Origin of the sequence: Achromobacter animicus, assembly GCF_902859585.1 — a bacterium.
GTDB lineage: Bacteria > Pseudomonadota > Gammaproteobacteria > Burkholderiales > Burkholderiaceae_B > Achromobacter > Achromobacter animicus.
This window is the reverse complement of record NZ_CADIJM010000001.1, coordinates 406,664-426,314: the sequence shown is the minus strand read 5'-3', so window position 1 is coordinate 426,314 and position 19,651 is coordinate 406,664. Positions and strand designations below refer to the sequence as shown.

The 19,651-nt window shown below is 66.5% G+C and carries 19 protein-coding genes; 17 read left to right on the top strand and 2 right to left on the bottom strand.

Annotation, left to right across the window (positions count from 1 at the left end; translation table 11 throughout):
* Positions 1-70: 70 nt before the first annotated feature.
* The 17 genes from HV681_RS01925 (at position 71) to HV681_RS01845 (ending at position 17,314) form a co-directional block, all read left to right on the top strand.
* Positions 71-1,279 (top strand): aminotransferase class I/II-fold pyridoxal phosphate-dependent enzyme, encoded by a 1,209-nt coding sequence (locus HV681_RS01925; protein WP_175121456.1) that lies wholly within the window; start codon positions 71-73, stop codon positions 1,277-1,279.
* A 3-nt stretch (positions 1,280-1,282) separates the two neighbouring features.
* Positions 1,283-2,473, top strand: coding sequence for an amino acid ABC transporter permease (locus HV681_RS01920; RefSeq protein ID WP_254594260.1), 1,191 nt, complete (start codon positions 1,283-1,285; stop codon positions 2,471-2,473).
* 1 nt (position 2,474) lies between these two features.
* Complete coding sequence (locus tag HV681_RS01915) at positions 2,475-3,575, top strand: amino acid ABC transporter permease (RefSeq protein ID WP_175121455.1); 1,101 nt, start codon at positions 2,475-2,477, stop codon at positions 3,573-3,575.
* A gap of 18 nt (positions 3,576-3,593) precedes the next feature.
* The gene (locus tag HV681_RS01910; protein ID WP_056318048.1) at positions 3,594-4,334 is read left to right on the top strand and encodes an amino acid ABC transporter ATP-binding protein; all 741 of its coding nucleotides are present in this window, start codon (positions 3,594-3,596) and stop codon (positions 4,332-4,334) included.
* Between the two features lie 292 nt (positions 4,335-4,626).
* Positions 4,627-5,496, top strand: coding sequence for a VOC family protein (locus HV681_RS01905; RefSeq protein ID WP_175121454.1), 870 nt, complete (start codon positions 4,627-4,629; stop codon positions 5,494-5,496).
* A gap of 1 nt (position 5,497) precedes the next feature.
* On the top strand, positions 5,498-6,607 hold the full coding sequence (locus tag HV681_RS01900; RefSeq protein ID WP_175121453.1) for a M14 family metallopeptidase: 1,110 nt from the start codon (positions 5,498-5,500) through the stop codon (positions 6,605-6,607).
* Between the two features lie 35 nt (positions 6,608-6,642).
* On the top strand, positions 6,643-7,656 hold the full coding sequence (locus tag HV681_RS01895) for a quinone oxidoreductase family protein (protein ID WP_175121452.1): 1,014 nt from the start codon (positions 6,643-6,645) through the stop codon (positions 7,654-7,656).
* Entirely contained in the window at positions 7,653-8,075 is a 423-nt protein-coding gene (locus HV681_RS01890) for a PaaI family thioesterase (protein ID WP_175121451.1), read from the top strand. Before HV681_RS01895 ends, HV681_RS01890 begins: the two co-directional genes overlap by 4 nt.
* 29 nt (positions 8,076-8,104) lie before the next feature.
* Entirely contained in the window at positions 8,105-9,751 is a 1,647-nt protein-coding gene (locus tag HV681_RS01885) for an ABC transporter substrate-binding protein (protein WP_175121450.1), read from the top strand.
* A 7-nt stretch (positions 9,752-9,758) separates the two neighbouring features.
* A complete protein-coding gene (locus HV681_RS01880) occupies positions 9,759-10,730 on the top strand; it encodes an ABC transporter permease (protein WP_175121449.1) in 972 nt (323 codons plus the stop codon).
* A 1-nt stretch (position 10,731) separates the two neighbouring features.
* Positions 10,732-11,619, top strand: a complete 888-nt coding sequence (locus HV681_RS01875) for an ABC transporter permease (protein WP_175121448.1) — start codon at positions 10,732-10,734, stop codon at positions 11,617-11,619.
* A 26-nt stretch (positions 11,620-11,645) separates the two neighbouring features.
* The gene (locus tag HV681_RS01870) at positions 11,646-13,187 is read left to right on the top strand and encodes a class I adenylate-forming enzyme family protein (protein WP_175121447.1); all 1,542 of its coding nucleotides are present in this window, start codon (positions 11,646-11,648) and stop codon (positions 13,185-13,187) included.
* Positions 13,184-13,957, top strand: a complete 774-nt coding sequence (locus tag HV681_RS01865) for an SDR family oxidoreductase (protein ID WP_175121446.1) — start codon at positions 13,184-13,186, stop codon at positions 13,955-13,957. Before HV681_RS01870 ends, HV681_RS01865 begins: the two co-directional genes overlap by 4 nt.
* 142 nt (positions 13,958-14,099) lie before the next feature.
* Complete coding sequence (locus HV681_RS01860; protein WP_175121445.1) at positions 14,100-14,657, top strand: carboxymuconolactone decarboxylase family protein; 558 nt, start codon at positions 14,100-14,102, stop codon at positions 14,655-14,657.
* A 22-nt stretch (positions 14,658-14,679) separates the two neighbouring features.
* The gene (locus HV681_RS01855; protein WP_175121978.1) at positions 14,680-15,477 is read left to right on the top strand and encodes an ABC transporter ATP-binding protein; all 798 of its coding nucleotides are present in this window, start codon (positions 14,680-14,682) and stop codon (positions 15,475-15,477) included.
* The gene (locus HV681_RS01850) at positions 15,474-16,319 is read left to right on the top strand and encodes an ABC transporter permease (RefSeq protein ID WP_175121444.1); all 846 of its coding nucleotides are present in this window, start codon (positions 15,474-15,476) and stop codon (positions 16,317-16,319) included. The genes HV681_RS01855 and HV681_RS01850 overlap by 4 nt, the downstream gene beginning before the upstream one ends.
* A 26-nt stretch (positions 16,320-16,345) precedes the next feature.
* The gene (locus HV681_RS01845) at positions 16,346-17,314 is read left to right on the top strand and encodes an ABC transporter substrate-binding protein (RefSeq protein WP_175121443.1); all 969 of its coding nucleotides are present in this window, start codon (positions 16,346-16,348) and stop codon (positions 17,312-17,314) included.
* Positions 17,315-17,321: 7 nt separating this feature from the next.
* On the opposite strand, the gene HV681_RS01840 is transcribed toward HV681_RS01845, so the two are convergent.
* Positions 17,322-18,410 (bottom strand): porin, encoded by a 1,089-nt coding sequence (locus HV681_RS01840; protein ID WP_175121442.1) that lies wholly within the window; start codon positions 18,408-18,410, stop codon positions 17,322-17,324.
* An 8-nt stretch (positions 18,411-18,418) separates the two neighbouring features.
* Complete coding sequence (locus tag HV681_RS01835; protein ID WP_175121441.1) at positions 18,419-19,582, bottom strand: acetyltransferase domain-containing protein; 1,164 nt, start codon at positions 19,580-19,582, stop codon at positions 18,419-18,421.
* Positions 19,583-19,651 lie beyond the last annotated feature (69 nt).

Below are 19,651 nucleotides of genomic sequence, written 5' to 3'. Positions count from 1 at the left end.
GCGGGGCCGCGCTTCATTTCCCCGGCCTGCGGGCACGCCCGCGCCAGAACACTCTTTACGCAGCAACACCATGAACAGCATCGTCAACGCCCGACTCAAACAGATCAAACCCTCGCCCAGCATGGCCGCCAAGATCGTCGTGGACGAACTCCGCCGCCAGGGCCGCGAGATCGCCGACTACACGCTGGGCGAGCCCGACATGCCCACGCCCGCGCACATCGCGCGCGCCGGCCAGGAAGCCATCGCGGGCGGCGACATCCGCTACACCAGCCCGAACGGCACCGTGGGACTGCGCAAAGCCATCGCCAACAGCCTCGAACAGACCGTGGGCGTGCGCTACGGCATGGACCAGATCACCGTGGGCGCCGGCGCCAAGCAGATCATCGCCGCCGCGCTGACCGCCAGCCTGGAGCCGGGTGACGAAGTGATCGTTTGCGCGCCGTACTGGGTTTCCTATCCGGACATGGTGCTGCTGGGCGAAGGCAAGCCTGTCGTCGTCACCGGCCCCGAGTCGCAAGGCTTCAAGCTGGACGCCGCCACGCTGGAAGCGGCCATCACGCCGCGCACGCGCTGGCTGATCCTGAATTCGCCCAGCAACCCCAGCGGCGCCGTCTACAGCGCCACCGAGCTGCGCGCGCTGACCGACGTGCTGCTGCGCCATCCGCACGTGTGGATTCTGAGCGACGAGATCTACGCGCCCTTCACGTACAGCGGCCAGGCCCACGCCTCGCCCGTGCAGGTCGAACCCAGGCTGGTTGAGCGCACGCTGATCGTCAACGGCATGTCCAAGTCCTACGCCATGACCGGCTGGCGCGTCGGCTACGGCGCCGGCCCTGCCGATTTGATCAAGGCCATGAGCACCGTCATGTCGCAAAGCACCTCGTGCCCCAGCGCGATCTCGCAAGCGGCGGCGCAGGCAGCCCTGGAAGGCGACCAGTCCAGCGTCACGGAAATGGTCGGGATCTTCAAGAAGCGCCGCGACCTCATCGTGAGCCGCCTGAACGCCATCCCCGGCATCTCGTGCGCCATGCCGGACGGCGCGTTCTATGTGTACGCCAATGTGCAGGGCCTGATCGGCAAGAAGGGTCCCGACGGCGAGTTGAAGACGGACCTGGACGTAAGCCTGTTCTTCCTGCGCGAAGCGGGCGTGGCCGTGATCGACGGCGGTTCGTATGGCCTGTCGCCGTACGTGCGCTTCTCGTTCGCGACCTCCACCGAGGTCATCGAGCAAGGCATGGACCGTCTGGCCGTCGCGGTCAGCGCCCTGATGGCGGGCTGAACTGTGGCGCAGCACACCGCTCAACACCCGGTGCAGCGGCCGCCGCGCCGGGTTTCCTGGAACGATCCGGCTACGCGGGCGCTGGTGTACCAGGCGCTGGCCCTGGCGCTCGTCGGGGCCGCCGTCTGGTTCCTGGTCCACAACACGCTGCACAACCTGTCGCTGCGCAACATCGCGACGGGTTTCGGCTTTCTCAACCGCGAGGCCGGCTTTGCCATCGGCGAATCCGTCATCGCCTACACGCCCGCCGACACCTACGGACGCGCCATCTTCGCCGGCATCCTGAACACGCTGCGCGTGGGCCTGCTGGCGCTGATCGCCGCGACCGTCCTGGGCGTCTTCATCGGCATCGGCCGCCTGTCCAAGAACTGGCTGGTCAACAAGATCACCTCGGTGTACGTCGAGGTGATGCGCAACGTGCCGCTGCTGCTGCAGTTGTTCTTCTGGTATGCGCTGATCACCGAGAACATGCCGGGCCCGCGCCAGGCGCATAACCCGCTGCCGGGCGTCTTCATCTCCAACCGCGGCCTCAAGGTGCCGGGGCTGGAAGGCGCATCGCTGGACTGGGTGCTATGCGGACTGGGGCTGGCCATCCTGGCGATCATCGCCGTGGGTCATTGGGCCACCAAGCGCCAGGAAGCGACGGGACAGCCGTTCAAGCTGGGACGCACGGCCATCGGCCTGCTGGTCGCCTTTCCGGTCGTCGGTTGGCTCGCCAGCGGCGCATCGCTGACGCTGGACATGCCCGCGCTCAAGGGCTTCAACTTCGTGGGCGGCCTGACGCTCTCGCCGGAGTTCGTCGCCCTCTTCCTGGGCTTGACTGTCTACACCTCCGCCTTCATCGCCGAAGTCGTGCGCTCGGGCATCCAGGCTGTCAACAACGGCCAGTGGGAAGCGGCCGGTTCGCTCGGTCTGCCGCGCCGGCTGGTGCTGCGCCTGGTGATCCTGCCGCAGGCGTTGCGCGTCATCATCCCGCCGATGACCAGCCAATACCTGAACCTGCTGAAGAACAGCTCGCTGGCGGTGGCCATCGGTTATCCGGACATCGTGTCGGTGGTGAACACCACGCTGAACCAGACGGGCCAGGCCATCGAGGGCATCCTCATCATCATGGCCGCCTATCTCACGGTCAGCCTGTCGATCTCGATATTCATGAACTGGTACAACAAGCGCATCGCGCTGGTGGAGCGTTGAGATGAGCAGCACTACGCAAACCCTGAGCGCCAATGTCGCTCCGCCCGGCGCGCAAACCGGCGCCTGGGCCTGGATGCGGTCGCGCCTGTTCTCCTCGCCGCTCAACATCCTGATCACCGTGCTGCTGGCATGGTGCCTCTTGATGGCCGTGCCGGCGCTGGTGGAATGGGCCTTCATCAAGGCGAGCTTTGACGCCACCAACGCGCAGGAATGCCGCACCGCGGGCGGCGCCTGCTGGGCGTTCATCGTTGAAAAGCACCGGCTCATCCTGTTCGGCACCTACCCGTTCGACGAGCAATGGCGTCCGCTGATCGCCACCGGCATCCTGATCGCGGTGATCGTAGCCAGCGGCATGCGCCGTTTCTGGAACGGCAAGCTGGCGCTCATCTGGACGCTGGGACTGGCGGCCGTGTCCGTGCTGATGTGGGGCGGCGTGTTTGGCCTGGCCTACGTCGAGAACGCCCGTTGGGGCGGCCTGCCGCTGACGCTGATCCTGGCGACCTTCGGCATTGCCTTCGCGTTTCCGATCGGCGTGCTGCTGGCGCTGGGACGCCGCTCTAAGATGCCGGCCATCAAGGCCCTGTGCGTCGTGTACATCGAGCTGATCCGTGGCGTGCCGCTCATCAGCCTGCTGTTCATGTCGTCGGTCATGCTGCCGCTCTTCCTTCCGGAGGGCTTCACCATCGACAAGCTGCTGCGCGCGCAGATCGCGATCATCATGTTTGCCGCGGCTTACATCGCGGAAACGGTGCGCGGCGGCCTGCAGGCGATTCCGAAGGGTCAGTATGAAGGCGCGGATTCGCTGGGCCTGAACTACTGGCAGCAGATGCGCAAGATCATCCTGCCGCAGGCGCTCAAGATCGTGATCCCGCCGCTGGTGGGCATCTTCATCAGCCTGTTCAAGGACACGTCGCTGGTCGTGATCATCGGCATCTTCGATCTGACGCTGGCGGCCAAGGCGGCTCTGTCCGACGCGGCATGGCGAGGTTTCGGGGTGGAGGCCTATCTCTTCATCTCGCTGATCTACTTCGTCTTCTGCTATTCCATGTCCAAATACAGCCGCGCGCTCGAGCAGCGCCTGGCCACCGGGCACGCCCGGTAAACCCGAAGGAGAACAGGCATGTCCGATGCCATCATTCGTCTGCAGGACGTGAACAAGTGGTACGGCCAGTTCCACGTGCTGCGCAACATCAATCTGAACGTCGCCCAGGGCGAGCGCATTGTGGTGTGCGGCCCGTCGGGCTCGGGCAAGTCCACGATGATCCGCTGCATCAACCGGCTGGAGGAACACCAGAAGGGCCAGATCATCGTCGACGGCACCGAGCTGACCAGCGACCTCAAGCACATCGAGACCATCCGCCGCGAAGTCGGCATGGTGTTCCAGCACTTCAATCTGTTCCCGCACCTCACGGTGCTGGAAAACCTGACACTGGGCCCGATGTGGGTGCTGAAGCAGTCGCGCGCCCAGGCTGAGGCCACGGCCATGAAGTACCTGGAGCGCGTCCGCATTCCCGATCAGGCCGCCAAGTTTCCCGGCCAGTTGTCCGGCGGGCAGCAGCAGCGCGTGGCGATCGCGCGGTCGCTGTGCATGAACCCGAAGGTCATGCTGTTCGACGAGCCCACGTCGGCGCTGGACCCGGAAATGGTCAAGGAAGTGCTGGACGTGATGGTGACGCTGGCGCAGGAAAGCGGCATGACGATGATCTGCGTGACCCACGAAATGGGCTTCGCGCGCAAGGTGGCGAACCGCGTGATCTTCATGGACCGCGGCGAGATCATCGAGGAAAACAATCCGGACGATTTCTTTGATCATCCGCAGAGCGAACGGACAAAGCTGTTCCTGAGCCAGATCCTGCATTGACGCGCTGAAAAACCGGTAAGCAGTGCTTCAAGCCGCCTTCCTGCAAGGCGGCTTTTTCTTTTGGGGATTGCTTGGCGTCTCCGCAACAAGCGGCCGAAAGAACCAGAACGCGGCGCTGCCGCCCCGCATCCCCCCGGAATGCGTATTAGTGATTTGAATATGCCGCTGCAGCCCCGCTGCGGCCCAGGGGCGCCGAATCAGAAATCAGATATCGACATGAGAATTCAATCGTTCTAGCGCGACGGCGCATCGGCCAGACTGCGTCTTTCTCTAAGCGCATACAGGAATACCGATGTCCCTTCCTTCAGTCACGGGCCTGGACCACTACATCATCCGGGTCAACGACCTGCAGGCGGCGACCGACCGCTACGTCAAGCTGGGTTTCAGCCTGGCCCCGCAGGGCCGGCACCATCGCGGCACGCGCAACCAGACGATCATTCTGGATGCCAACTATCTTGAACTGCTGACGTTCCCCGAAGAACTCAAGGCGCAATCGCGCTTCGGCGGGTTTGACGATGCGTACGAAGGCCCGGTGGCCACTGCCTTGCAGACCACAGACAGCACGGCCGTGCATGCGGAACTGGCGAAGTTGGGCATCGATGCCGAACCGCCCATCAGCGGCGGCCGCCCGGTGCATCTGCCTGAGGGCAGTGAAGACGCGGCCTGGAACAACACCCAGTTTCCGGCTGGCCTGCTTGGCGTGCCCGACTTCTTCACCTGCGGCCATCTGACGCGCCATCTGGTTTACCGCCCCGAATGGCAGGACCACGCCAACGGCGCGCGCCGCATCGAGTCCTTGATCGTCGTGCATCCCGAGCCCCGTTCGCTGCGCGCAGGCTACGAGCGCGTCTTCGGCGCCATCGCGACCAGTGACCTGCCCGACGGCGGTCTGCAGGTGCGACGCGGAAGCCTGCGCATCGACTTCCTAACGCCCGCCGCGTTCGAGCCGCGCTACCCGCAGGTTCGCGTGCCCACCGGCCTACCCGCCGCGTCGCAGGGCGGATGGTTCGCGGGCTCCGTGATCGGCGTTCGGAATCTGGACAAGACACGCGCGCTGTTTGACGCCAACCAGGTGACGTACCGCGCCAACGCACGCGGCGAACTGGTAGTGGCGCCGGACGACGCCGGCGGCGCGTTGCAGGTCTTCGTGCAGGAGGCGTGACATGAGCCAGCCCCTGCCCGATTACTGGAACTGCTTTGCCAACGACTATTCGTCCGCGCGGCAGGCTTTCGTCGACGACGCGGCCGCGCGCGGGGCCGCGCTGTTCCGCTATGAACACCCCACGCTCAAGGACCCGCAGGGCGACGCGTTGAGCGTGGACGTCGCGATCCTGGGCCGCCGCGATGCCCCGCGCACGCACCTTGCGATCAGCGGCACCCACGGGCTCGAAGGCGCGGCCGGGTCCGCGGTGCAGCGCGCATGGCTGGCCGCCGACGGCGCGAAGCTCCTGCCCGACGACGTGAACGTCGTCCTGGTGCACGCGCTGAACCCGTACGGCTACGCCCACGACACCCGCACCACCGAAAACAACGTCGACCTGAATCGCAACTTCGTCGACCACACGCGGCCCTATCCCGCCAATCCGCATTACGCGACGCTGCATCCCCACCTGATTCCGGCGCAATGGACCGAGGCCACGCACGAGGCCGCCGCGCAGGCGCTGGACACGTTCAAGGCCACACATGGCGCGGATACCCTGTTCAACGTGACGGCCAGCGGCCAGTACACGCATCCGGACGGCCTCGTCTACGGCGGCCAGGGGCCGGAATGGTCCAACCGCACGCTGCGGCGCATTGTGGACGAGCACCTGGCGGCCAGCGAGCGTGTCGCGTTCATCGACTGGCACACCGGCATCGGCGAATACGGCGAGCCCTTCTTCCTGTGCTTCAACGACGAAGACAGCGCCGAGCAAACGCAGGCCGCGCGCTGGTGGGGTACTGAACGCGTGCGCGACCAGCGCCCGCACGGCCTGGCACGCCCCGACTATCAGGGCCTGGTGTTCCGCGGCGTGCAGCAGGCCCTGGGCGATCGTCCGTTGGCCGGCGCGGTCGTCGAATTCGGCACGCGCGGTCTGCAGATGCGGCCCGCGCTGCGGCTGGACCAATGGCTGCGCTTCAAGGCGCCGCAGACGCCCGATGCCGCCCGCGATGCGCAACTGCGCGCGGACCTGGTGGACGCGTTTGTACCGGTATCCAGCGTGTGGCGGCGCAGCGTCGTCTCGCATGGCCTGCACATCACCCGCCAGGCCATCGACGGCGTCGCGGGCTGGTGACTTCCTTTCTCTAAATCCCCTTTTATCTGGCATTCATGAAAGCGATTGTTTTGCGTGAGCACGGCGGCAACGAAAAGCTGCGCCTGGAAACCAACTTCCCCGATCCCGTGGCCGGCCCCGATGACGTGGTGATCCGCGTCAAGGCTTCGTCCCTGAACTACCACGACGTCTTCACCCGCCGCGGCATGCCCGGCATCAAGCTGCCCTTCCCCGTCATCATTGGCCTGGACGTGGCCGGCGAGATCGTGAAGACCGGCGAGAACGTGCACGACTGGAAGGCCGGCGACCGCGTGCTGGTCGACCCGATCGACCGCGTGGATGGCGGACTGGTCGGCGAGACCATCCACGGCGGACTGGCCGAGCTGTGCCGCGTGCCCGCGCACCAGCTCCTGCGCCTGCCCGACGAAGTCAGCTTCGAGCAGGCCGCGGCGCTGCCGGTGGCCTATGGCACCGCGCTGCGCATGATGAACCGCATCGGCCAGGTCCAGGCCGGCGAAAAGGTGCTGATCCTGGGCGCCAGCGGCGGCGTGGGCGTGTGCGCGGTGCAGCTCGCCAAGCTGGCGGGCGCCGAAGTCATCGCCTGCGCCGGCACGCCGGAGAAAGGCGAAGCGCTGCGCGCGCTAGGCGCCGATCACATCATCCTGTACACCGAGGAAGACTTCCTGAAGGCCGTGCAGGAACGCTTCGGCAAGCCCTCGCGCCGGCGCGGCGGCAAGCCGGGCGGCGTGGACGTGGTGGTGAACTTCACGGGCGGCGACACGTGGGTGAAGTCCCTGCGCTGCCTGCGCCTGGGCGGACGCCTCCTGACCTGCGGCGCGACGGCGGGCTTCGATCCCAAGGAAGACCTGCGCTACATCTGGACTTTCGAGCTGCAGATCCGCGGCTCCAACGGCTGGGACCGCGAGGACCTGCACGAGCTGCTGGCGCTGGTGCGCGATGGCCGCCTGCGCGTCGAAGTGGACCGCGTGTGGCCGCTGGAACAAGGCGCCGAGGCGCTGGCCTCGCTGGAAGATCGCAAGATCGTCGGCAAAGTGCTGGTGGCGTCATGAGCGCGCAGCTGAACGCCGTGGATATCCAGGCCAAGTTCGACGGATCGCCCTTCATTGCGTGGCTGGACCTGTCGGTACGCAACGTCGACCACGAACAGGGTGAACTGACCGTGGTCGCCCCCTTCCGTCCGGAGTTCGAACGCGGCGCGCAGAGCGGCCAATGGCATGGCGGTCCGCTGGCCGCCGTGATCGACACGGTCGGCGACTTTGCCGTCGGCATGCTGCTTGGACGCGGCCTGCCCACCATCAACTTTCGCGTCGACTATCTGCGCCCTGCCATCAATACCTCGCTGACCGCGGTGGCACGCGTGCGCCGCAACGGCCGCAGCGTGGGTGTGGCCGACGTCGACCTCTACAACGACCAGGGCGCGCTGGTGGCCATCGGCCGCGCCACCTACGCCACGCTCAGCCAGGGCTGAGCCGCGCGCTCAAGACAAGGACTTCCGTCATGAAACAAGCAACCCGCGCCGGACGGCGCGCCTTTCTGACCCGCTCCGCCGCCGGCGGTCTGGCTGCGGCCGGCCTGGGCGTCACGCCGCGCACGCTGCTCGCTGCCACGGACCGCCCCGGGTCCGACGCCGGCCCCGCCCGCCGCGGCGGCACGCTCGTCGCCACGTGGGGCGGGCTGGAGCCGCAAGCCCTGTTCGTGCCCGGTGGCGGTGGTTCCAGCCCGTTCCAGACATCCACCAAGATCCTGGAACGCCTGCTCAAGCTGGACGCCGACCTGAAGTTCCAGCCCGCACTGGCCCTGTCGGTCACGCCGGCCGCCGATTTCCGCAGCTACACGATCAAGCTGCGCGAAAACGTCACCTGGCACGACGGCACGCCATTCACGTCGGCCGACGTGGTCTACAACGTGCTGCAGCACTGGAAGCCCATTTCCGCGGGCATCGCGCTCAAGTCGCTGACAGAAGCCACGGCGCCCGACCCGCACACGGTCGTGCTGACCTTCAATGCGCCGGTGCCCGAGTTCTTCCTGAAGTCCACGCTGTCTGGCCAATACCAGCTGCTGGTGCCCAAGCACCTGTACGACGGCAAGGACCTCATCACCAACCCGCTGAACAACACGCCGGTGGGCACGGGTCCGTGGAAGTACGGCAAGTGGGTGCGCGGCAGCCATGTCGAGTACCTGCGCAACGACAAGTACTGGAACGCCACGCAGCCGAACCTGGACAAGCTGGTGATCCGCTGGTGGGCCGACCCGGCCTCGCGCGGTGCGGCGCTGGAAACCGGCGAGCTGGGCCTGGCCTATTCCAACCCGGTGCCGGCCCGCGACATCGACCGGCTGGTCAAGACCGGCAAGGTTGTCGTGGACACGCGCGGCTATCAGAACACCGCGTGGACGGTCACCGTCGAGTTCAACCAGCGGCGCGACATCGTCAACCGCCGCGAGGTCCGCCAAGCCATTCTGCACGCCATCGACCGCCAGTTCATCGTCGACACCATCTACTACGGCCGCGGCAAGCCGGCGATTGCGCCCATCTTCAGCAGCAATCCGCTGTTCTTCACCGGGGACGTGCCGCGCTATGCCTTCGATCCGAAGAAGGCGGCCGTCCTGCTGGATGCGGCAGGCTTGCCGGTCAAGGACGGCAAGCGCTTCACCGTCAACCTGCTGGCCGCGGCCTGGTTCGAGGAAAACGCCAAGCTCGGCCAGTACCTGAAGCAGGCGCTGGAAGACGTGGGCATCGCCGTGAAGCTCGATTCCGTGGACCGCGCTACCGCGCTCAAGCGCATCTATGGCGAATACGACTACGACATCGCGGTGTCCAACTTCACGTCACCGCTGGAGCTGGTGCCCACCGTGACGCAGTTCTTCACGACCGACGGCATCGTCAAGGGCGCCGCGTTCCGCAACGCCACGGGCTATTCCAGTTCGGAGATGGATGGCATCGTCGGCAAGCTGGCCGTCGAAACCGATCCGGAGGCCCGCCGCAAGCTGGCCGCGCAGTTCGCCCGCCTGGCGTCCACCGACGTGCCGATCGTGCCGCTGGTGGAAATCCAGTCGTTCACCCTGGCCGGCAAGAACGTGCGCAACTTCACGACCGGCGCCAACGTCCAGGGCGAGACGCTGGCCGACGTCTGGCTGCAGGCCTGAGGACGACATGGCTCTGCGCCTGATCTCGCGCCGGCTGCTTCAGGCCATCCCGCTGCTGCTGGGCGTGGTGGTCCTGAACTTTGCCCTGATCCAGTCCGTGCCGGGGACCTTCCTGGATGTCATGACAGCCGAGCAGCAGGTCACCGACCCGGCGCTGATCGAGCGCCTGCGCGTGACCTACGGGCTGGACCAGCCACCGGCAGTGCAGTTGCTCAAGTACATCGGGTCGGTCGCGCAGCTGGACCTGGGCTATTCCTACCGGCATAACCTGCCGGTGCTGGACGTCATCCTGGCGCACTTGCCCGCCACGCTGGTGCTGATGCTGGCCAGCATTGCCATCGCCGTGCTGGTGGGCGTGGCGGCCGGCATCGTGTCGGCCGTCAAGGTCAACACATGGTGGGACAGCGCCGTGTCCGCCTTCGCCGTGCTGTGCTTTGCCGCGCCGAGCTTCTGGCTGGGAATCATGCTGATCATCATGTTCTCGGTGAAGCTGGGCTGGTTTCCGGTGGGCGGCATGGTCACCATCGGGCTGGACGGCGGGCTGTGGCGGCAGGCGCTGGACATCCTGCATCATCTGGCGTTGCCGGCGGTGGCACTCGGCTTGTTCTATTCGGCAGCCTACGCGCGTGTGATGCGCGCATCGATGCTGGAAGTCAGCCGCATGGATTACGTGCGCACCGCCTACGCCAAGGGTCTGACGCGCGTCGCCGTGGTGCTGCGCCACGTGTTGCGCAACGCCGTCCTTCCCATCGTCACCCTGCTGGGCCTGCAACTGGGCGCCGTGCTGGGCGGCAGCATCGTGATCGAGTCGGTGTTCAGCTGGCCCGGCATCGGCGCGGTGCTGTTCGACAGCGTCATGAGCCGCAACTATCCCGTCGTGCTGGGCATCCTGGTGCTCAGTTCGGTCGTCGTGATCATCGCCAATATCTTCGTGGATCTGGCATATACGCGCCTGGATCCGCGCATCAAGGCCGCCTGACATGTCCGCACCTTCCGCTGCAACTATTCCTGCAGGCGCGCCGGCCGCCCGTCGGCCGGACGCATTCGCCGTGCGCTTTGCCCGCAACCGCGGCGCCGTGGCGGGCGCGCTGCTCCTGCTGCTGGTCGCGCTGGTGGCGGCCAGCGCCGACTGGCTATACCCCGTCAATCCGCTGCGCATCGTGGGCGCGCCCGAGATCTGGCCGTTCGAGTCCTGGCGTTATCCGCTGGGTACGGACTCCATGGGCCGCGACATCGCCGCACTGATTGCCCACGGCGCGCGCGCCACGCTGTTGATCGGCCTGGTGGCCGCCGCCACCGCCACGCTGATCGGCGTCACCGTCGGCGCGGCCGCTGCGTGGGCGGGCGGCTGGATCGACGAGGGGCTGATGCGCCTGACCGAGCTGTTCCAGATCATTCCCAATGTGGTGTTCGTGCTGACGGTCGTGTCGGTGCTGGGACCGCGAATCGAGAACATCACGCTCGCCGTGGGCGTGGTGTCCTGGCCCCCGATCGCCCGCCTGACCCGCGCGGAATTCCTGTCCTTCAAGGAGCGCGAGTTCGTGCAGGCCTGCCGCGCCGTCGGCATGAACCCGTGGCGCATCGCCGCCGCAGAAGTCCTGCCCAATGCGCTGCCGCCGGTCATCGTGATGTCGTCGCTGGTCGTGGCCGGCGCCATCCTCTACGAGTCGGTGGTGTCCTTCCTGGGCCTGGGCGATCCCAACATCGCAAGCTGGGGCCGGCTGGTGGGCGAAGGCCGCAGCCTGATCCGATCCTCCTGGTACATCTGCGCCGTGCCCGGCGTGGCCATCATGCTTACCGTGCTGTCGCTGAACCTGGTCGGCGACGGCCTGAACGACGCGCTCAATCCCAAGCTGCAAAAGCGCTGAGCCGCCAACTTCTGGAAGTCCTTCTTATGACGCATTCCCCCCGAAACCTTGGCGATCTTGCCGATCCGCGCCTGCCGGCCGAGCTGCCCGCGCTCATCGACCTGCGCGTGCCTGACGCACCTTGGCGGTTGACCCACGGCGAGGCTGACCGCCTGGCCGGCGGCGTGGCCGCGTGGCTGACCGCGCGCAGCCTGCCGCCGGGCTCGCGCATCGCCATCGCGGCGCTGAACCGCGCCGAATACTTGCTGGCGTACTTCGGCATCATGCGGGCCGGTCACGTGGCCGTGCCCATCAACATCAAGCAGTCGCAGGAGAATATCGACTACGTGCTGCGCGACGCGGACATTGCGCTCGCGTTCGTGGATGGCCCCCGCCGCGCCGGCTTCGAGGCAACCGTGCCGGTGCTGGATTTCGATGACGCGGGCCCGCAGGGGTTTGCGGCGCAGATCGTCCCCACCACATTCACGAGCGTCACGCCCGCGCCCGAAGACATCGCGCAGATGCTGTACACGTCAGGGTCCACCGGCAAACCCAAGGGCGTGCCGCTGACCCATGCCGGACAACTGTGGGCGCTGACCGCCACGTCCGGCCCCGCGAATCCGGACGCGCCGCAAGCGCGCTACCTGCTGGCGCAGCCGCTCTTTCACATGAATGGTCTCTTCATGTCCAAGCGCGCATTTGCCAGCAACAGCCTGCTGGTGATCCAGCCCGGGTTCGACGTGGCCGCCTACGCCGATGCGCTGGCGCGCTATCGCATCACCATCCTGACCGCCGTGCCCACGATGTTTGCGCGGCTGGTCAAGGATCCCGCCTTGCTGCAGGACCGCGACCTGTCGGCGCTGGAGCGCGTGATGCTGGGCTCTGCGCCGATGACGACGGCTCTGTTCGACCGCATCCAGCGCGCGCTGCCGCACGTGCGCATCACCCACGGCTATGGCACGACCGAGGCCGGTCCCGCCGTGTTCGGACCGCATCCTGATGGCCTGCCCACGCCGCCGCTGTCGGTCGGCTATCCGCTGGACGCCGCGCAGGTCCGGCTGACGGGCGGCGCCACCCCGGACGAAGGCGTGCTGGAAATGAAGAATCCCGCCGTGCTGGGCGGCTATCACAACCTGCCGGAGAAGAGCGCGCAGGTGCTGAAAGACGGCTGGTACTACAGCGGCGACGTGATGCGCCGCGATCCCGACGGATTCCACTACTTTGTAGGCCGCGCGGACGACATGTTCGTCTGCGCGGGCGAGAACATCTATCCCGTTGAAGTCGAGAAGCTGCTGGAATCGCACCCCGACGTTCGCCAGAGCTGCGTCGTGCCACTAGCCGACGAAGAGCGCGGCCACATCCCGGTCGCGTTCGTCGTACGGCGTGCCGGCAGCACGCTGGACGCCGACACGCTCAAGCAGCACGCTCTCGATAACGGTCCGGCTTACCAGCACCCGCGCCGCATCCGCTTCCTGGACGACCTGCCGTGGGCGGGCACCAACAAGGTCGATCGCAATGCCTTGCTGCTGCAGGCGCGGGCATTGGAAGCCCGGCAAGCCTGGACACAACCCGAAAAGGAGGCCGCATGAGCGCCACACCAGATTCCCTGGCGGGTAAGACCGCCCTCGTCACCGGCGCCAGCCGGGGCATTGGCCGCGCGATCGCGCTGGCGCTGGGCCGCCGCGGCGCGCTCGTCGCCGTGCACTACAACGCGCAGGCCGACGCTGCCGATGAAGTCGCCGGCCAGATCCAGGCGGCCGGCGGCCAGGCCTGGACGTTGCAGGCCGACCTGGCGGACCCCGAGGCGGCCGAGCGGTTGGCGCAGGAAGCACGCGCCAGTTTGCGCGAACGCACCGGCGACGAGGGCCTGGACATCCTGGTCAACAACGCGGGCGTAGGCCTGCGCGCCCGGCTGCCCGAGGTGACGCCGCTGGACTTCGACCGTGTGCTGCAAGTGAACCTGAAGACGCCGTTCTTCCTGATCCAGCACTGCCTGCCGTTCCTGCGCGATGGCGGCCGCATCATCAACATCTCTTCGATGGGCACGCGCGCCGCGTATCCCGAAATGAGCGTCTACGCGCCAGCCAAGGCGGGCCTGGAAGCGCTGACGCTGCTGCTGGCCAGCGAACTGGGCGCGCGCGGCATTACCGTGAATGCGGTCTTGCCCGGCGCCACCGCCACTGATCTGAACCAGCGCGCCCGCGACCCGGAACTGAGCCGCGTCATCGCACAGAGCATCGCGCTGGGCCGCGTGGGCCAGCCTGACGACATCGCGGACATCGTGGCATTCCTGGCATCCAACGAGGGGCGCTGGGTCACGGGACAGCGCATCGACGCGACGGGAGGACAGCGGCTGTAGACAGGCGCGATGCTGGCGCGGCAAGGCAGCGGAGCCGCCCGCGACGCCGGCATACCCATATACATATGTGATATCGGTATTTTTCACGCGGCCGCATGTCTCTTAGGATTCCAGCGTTCTTCTTCCCTACGCTGGAATTGCCTTGTCACGCCTCACTCCTTTGGATCCCGCCAAGCTGGATCCCGCGACCGCCCAACTCTTCAATCAGCTTCTGCAGGACTACGGCCCGTACGCGAACATGCTGAGCGCGTTCGCGCCCCGCCCGCCGGCCTTGAAGCACTTCTTTTCGTACCTGGTGCAGTCGCGCGAAGACGGGCTGATTTCGCCGCGGCACCTGGAGATCGCGCTGCTGACCGCGTCCAAGGCGCATGCCTGCCATTACTGCGTCACGCTGCACACACCCAAGCTGGCGGCGCACGGCATCTCGCAGGAAGCCATCGACCGCCTGCTGGAACCGCAGGTGCCGGGCCTGGACGAGAAAGACCTGGTGGTGCGCGACTACGCGGTGCTGGTCACGCTGACGCCGGCGCAGGTCAGCGATGCCTTCTACGCGAAGCTGCAATCGTTCTTCAGCGAAGAACAGATCGTGGAGCTGACCATCCGCATCGCACTGTGCAGCTTTTTCAAGCGCTTCAACGAGGCGCTGGAAGTGCCGCATGAAGACGTGGTGGCCCTGGAACTGGAGCCTGGCGCAGCTTGAGGCGCCGTGCAGTCGTTTCGCCATGAGCCCTACCCCGCCCCTGAAACTTGAGATCCGCAATCTCTCCAAGCGCTTCCACACCGACACCGGCCCGGTGCAGGTCCTGGACGACATCAGCCTGAACGCCGCCAACGGCGAGTTCGTCAGCATCATCGGCCCGTCCGGCTGCGGCAAGTCCACGCTGTTCAACATCCTGACCGGTCTTCTGGAACACGACGCCGGCACCATCGCGCTGGACGGCCGCCCGCTGCCCAACCTGCGCGGGCGCGTCGGCTACATGCTGCAGCGCGACCTGCTGATGCCGTGGCGCACCGTGCTGGACAACGTCCTGGTCGGCCTGGAAATCCGGGGCGCGCCCAAGGCCGAATCCGTGGAACGCGCCCGCGAGTATCTGGACACCTTCGGCCTGCTGCCCTTTCAGGACAGCTATCCGAAGGCGCTGTCCGGCGGCATGCGCCAGCGCGTGGCCCTGGCGCGCACGCTGCTGCCCGATCCGGACGTGCTGCTGCTGGACGAACCGTTCTCAGCGCTGGATTACCAGACCCGCCTGTTCCTCGAATCGATGCTGGCCGACACCGTCAGCAAGCAAGGCAAGACCGTGGTGCTGGTGACCCACGACATCGACGAAGCCATCGCGCTGTCCGAGCGCATCTTCGTGCTGAGCGCCCGCCCCGGCCGCCTGAAAAGCGAGCACCGGATCGAGCTGGGCACACGCTCGCCGCTGCATGCGCGCCACGACAGCCGCTTTCCCGGCTACTTCGACCTGCTGTGCCAGGAACTCGACATACAGACCGCCCGCAAGGACGGCACCCACGCATGACCCAGACCTCCGCATCTCTTGCCCAGGGCGTCGCTTCGCCCGCACCCGCGCGCCCGCGTCCGGGCTTTCGCGTTCCTGTCCTGGCGACGCAGCTGTTCATTCTTGCCGTGCTGTTTGGCGCGTGGGAAGCCGCCGTGCGCACCGGCGCGGTGTCGGGCTTTCTTTTTGGATCCCCCGCCGGCGTGGTGCAGGCGGGTTGGAAGCTGATCGTGTCCGGCGAACTCTGGGAGCACGCCAACTACACACTGTGGGCGTCGGCGGCCGGTTTCGTCGTCGGCACCGTGGTGGGCACCATTCCGGGTCTGGCGCTGTGGTATTCGCCCTATGGCGCCAAGGTGGTCGAACCCTTTCTGGTCGCGATCAACAGCGTCCCCAAGATCGCGTTCGCGCCGCTGGTCATCCTGTGGTTCGGCACGGGCCTGATTTCCAAGGTGGCGCTGTCGATCTCCCTGACGTCCATCGTCGCGCTGCTGGCCGCCTTTCAGGCCGCCAAGGACGCGGACCCGGACATCCAGAAGATGCTCGTGTCGCTGGGCGCCACCAAACGGCAGATCTTCGCCAAGGTCGTCGTGCCGTCGGCGCTGCCCGCCATCATCGCCACGTTCCGCATCAACATCGGCTTCGCGCTGGTGGGCACGGTCGTGGGCGAATTCATCTCGTCCAAGTACGGCCTGGGCCACATCATCTTCGTCGCCTCGTCGCTCTATGACCTGAACACGGTCTGGGTCGGCATCTTCTCGCTGATGGCGCTGGGCTTCGTCCTGTATGCCGGCGTGGACATCGCCGAAAAGCGCCTGCTGCGCTGGAAAGACCAGACCTACGCCACTCAATTTAAACTGTGAAGCGCACATTGCGCCGCTGCAAACCCATGAAAATCCGTACCACCCTGCGCATCGCCGCCGCCGCGGCTGCCTCCCTGCTGTCCGTGTCGGCGATGGCCAATGACAAGGCCGTCGTCTCGGCCGCGTTCAAGTCCGTGTTCTACCTGCCGGTGTATTTCGCCGAGGAACACGGCTACTTCAAGGACGAAGGCCTGGACGTGCGCATCGACGTTGCGTCGTCGTCTACCAACGCGCTGGCCGCCGTCATCTCCAAGAGTGCTGACTTCTCCCTGCACGGCCCCGAATGGACCGCAATCTCCTTCGGCCGCGGCGCGCCCGTCAAGGTGGTGGGCGGCACGCTGAACCGCCTGGGCGTGTGGCTGACTTGCAAGCCGGCCTTCGCGTTTGATGGCTTCAAGAGCCTGAAAGGCGCCACCATCGCCACCGGCGCCATGCCCACCACCAGTTCGTCCGCGTTCATCAAGCTGGTCAAGAACGCAGGCCTGGACCCCAAGCGCGACGTGAATCTGCTGGAAGTGCCCCTGGGCAACGAGATCGGCCCGCTCAGTTCCGGCCAGGCCGATTGCGCGGTGCTCTACGAGCCGGGCGCATCCCAAGCGCAGGCCCAGGGCTTCAAGGTGGTTTCCGCGTTTTCGCGCGAGATCGGTCCGTACACGTTCTCGGCCATTTCCACGCGCCAGGACATTTCCCCTCAGGTCTCGCAGAAGCTCGTCTCCGGCATCGACCGCGCGCTCAAGACGATCCGCAAGGACCCGGCCGCCGCCGTGGCCAGCGGCCTGAAGCTCTTCCCCAACCTGGACCCCGCCGTCGTGCGCGCGTCGGTGCAGCGCCTGATCGACGATGGCGTCTTCGCCGATTCCGTGGCGGTGCCCGAGCAGGCCTTGAAGGACGCGCTCCAGACCCAGATCGACCTGGGCAATCTGGATCGCATCCCGGCCGATGGCAAATGGCTGGATCTCGGTTATGCGGATTCGATTGCCGGGAAGGCCTACTGATACAGCGTCAGAAGCGGTGGCGCATGCCCACCGCGTACTGGGACTGATGCCACGACGGATCGTCCCAGGCGCCCCGCATATAGCCGTAGATGGCGTACACGTTGGTGCGCTTGGACAGGTCATACACGTAGCCTGCCGAATAGATCTGCTGGGAATGCGTGGCGCCATCGCGCTTGAGCGCCCCACCGCCCGGCAGGCTGCCCTGCCACGACGCCATCACGGTGCTCGCGCCCGTGCGCCAGGCGGCGCCCGCCATTACGCCGTGCACCGTGCTGCCCGGAAAGTACACCCGCTGCCCGGGTGACGGCACCGCCGGGATGGTCGAGCCATTGCGCATCACCGACCAGCCGGCATAGAGCGTGAACGCGTCCACCGTCGCGCGGCCTGCCAGCGTGTACGCGTACGGCCGGCGGTCTGCCCCGGCATTCGCCATGGCGGCCGATTGCACCGTCCCGTCCGCCCAGCTCGCGCCTTCGTAGGTAGCGGCAATCGAATAACCCGGCTGGTCGAACACAACGGCGGCGCTGTACAGCTTGTTGGTGGACGCGGTCTTGAATCCGCCGCCGCCGTCGTAATCCATGCTGGCATCCACACCCGCACGCAGGCCGCCCACGGATGGACTCCAATACGACACCGTGTTGTCGGCGCGATTGGCGTTGTACGGCAGAAGCGCGGTCTGCGCGCCGGTGATCAGGTACGACGCCAGGAACGCATCGTAGTCCGCCAGCGTGGCGGACGAGACCGAGGTCTGCCGCCCCAGCCGCAGATCGCCGAAACCGCCCGACACGCCCACCCACGCCGCGCGGCCGAACAGGCGTCTGCCTTGCGCCGAATTGCCGTTGTTGGCCAGGAAGCCGCTTTCCAGCTGGAAGTTCGCGCGCAGGCCGTTGCCCAACTCTTCGCTGCCGCGCAGCCCCCAGCGCGAGCCGGACTGCACGCCCGACTGCATGTTGATGGCCGTGCCGCGTTCCTGCGTGGAAAAGCCCGCGATGCTCAGGTCCACGACGCCATACAGCGTCACTGCGTTCTGCTGCGCGTCGGCCGCCCATGGCGCCATCAATGCCGCGACGCCCACGGCAAACCTGCGTGCTGCCATCGCCTGCCTCACAGGTACTTGAGCCACGCGATATCGCGGCGCGCGGCCTTCAGGCGTCCGAACCAGCGCACGGGCCAGAACAGCGCCACGGCCAGCAGGATCGAAATCACCCACACCGACGCCATGCCATCAACGCCGAAGTATTTGCCCTGGTTCAGGCCCCAGATCGCTTCGCCGCCCAGGTACAGCGCCTTCAAGACATACAGGTGCAGCAGATAGAAGAACATGGGCGCGGCGCCAAACACGCACAACGCGCGGACCCAGGCCGCCGACTGCGCGCGTTCGATCAGGACCAGCAAGCACAGTCCCAGCCCCAGTGTCAGCAGCAGGAACATCAGCGACGGCGGGTATTTGGTGATGTTCACAAAGCTCATGATGGTATGGAGCGTGTCATCCTGTACCGCCCACTTCTGCGACTGCCCGTAGCCATTGATCGCACGCAGGACCACAAAGCCCGCCACCGCCGCCAGCCCGGCCGTCCACAAACGGCGCTGGCGTTCGGCGGCGTCCGAACCCGGCTGGAACCACGGTCCGGCCGCATACCCCAGCGCAATCACGCCGATCCACGGCAGCAACGGGTACGACGTGCGCAAGCGCAACGTGTCGCTGACTTCGATCCAGCCGCGATCATGCAGCACTGCCCACGGCACGTGCATCACGTGGCCGGCGGCAAAGTGCACGGCATCCAGCGCGTTATGGCCGGCGACCAGCACCACGCCCACGACGACCAGCGCCCAGCGCGGCAACCACAGCAAGGCCGCCAGCGACAGCATGGACAGGCCGATCACCCAGATCACCTGCAGGTACACGACGGACGGCGGAAACTGGAAGGTCCACGCGAAGTTCACGACAATGACTTCGAGCGCGATCAAGAATGCGCCCCGCTTCGCCAGAAACGCCGCAGTGGCGCTGCGGTCACCCGCCTTCGCGCCGTACAGCCAGGCCGACAGGCCCGTCAAAAACACGAACACCGGCGCGCACAGATGCGCCAGCAGGCGGGAGAAAAACAGGTCCGGCGGCGTGGCGGACACGTCCATCGGGTCGCCGACCTGGTGATGCAGGAAAAAGGTTTCGCGCACGTGATCGAGCAGCATGATGACGATGACCAGGCCGCGCAGCGCGTCGATGGACCGCAGCCGGGTGGCGGCGGGAGGGGAAATGAGAGAAGCCATGGAGGAATGCGGGAGATGCTTGAAATGCTGGTGGCACGCCGGGCGGCGCGCCGCACGAAAAAAGCCAGA